Raw genomic sequence first — 666 nt, 5'->3', positions numbered from 1 at the left:
TGCACTGCCCCCAAAAAGTTAGACACTATTTGGGGGCTTTTTTTATGGTTAAATACAGAAAACACAAATCCGACTTTAAGTTAAAGATTGTTAACGCGCATATTGGTGGGGAATCTATAAACGGATTATCGAATAAATGGGGGATATCCACATCCCAAATCAGAAAATGGATTGATCAACACTCTGCATCTGGCACACTTGGCTTATTACGAAGATCCAGTCAGCAATACACAAAGGGGTTTAAATTAATGGTCGTTCAGGCATACCTTAATAAAGAATTATCTTTGAGGGACTGCTGTTTACGTTTTCACATCCCTTCCATTGGCATAATTAGCTCTTGGGTAAACATATATGAGCGTTTAGGTAAGGATGGTTTAAATAATCGACAGAAAGGCCGCAAACCGATGAAAGAGAAAAAGTCACCCAAAATACCTGCAAAAAAATTGACCAGGCTGGAAGAGCTTGAGAAGGAGAATTTATATTTAAGAGCGGAAAATGAGTTACTAAAAAAGCTCGAGGCCTTAGCTCAAAAGCAAGAAACGCTGCAAAAGAAAAAGCGTTAGCCATTGAGGAGCTAAGGCATAAATATCCATTGGATCTGTTATTGGATATACTAAAAATGGCCAGAAGCACTTACTATTATCACCTGAAAACTAAATCAGTATT

The 666-nt window shown here is 37.8% G+C and carries 1 protein-coding gene; it reads left to right on the top strand.

Annotation, left to right across the window (positions count from 1 at the left end; translation table 11 throughout):
- On the top strand, positions 1 to 563 hold a 563-nt coding region (locus P2W70_RS34365; RefSeq protein WP_276486161.1), incomplete at its 5' end, for a helix-turn-helix domain-containing protein.
- Positions 564 to 666 lie beyond the last annotated feature (103 nt).

The organism is Paraflavitalea pollutisoli, assembly GCF_029360705.1.
GTDB lineage: Bacteria > Bacteroidota > Bacteroidia > Chitinophagales > Chitinophagaceae > Paraflavitalea > Paraflavitalea pollutisoli.
Note: the sequence above shows the minus strand (reverse complement) of the source record. Positions and strands in the feature narration are given on the sequence as shown.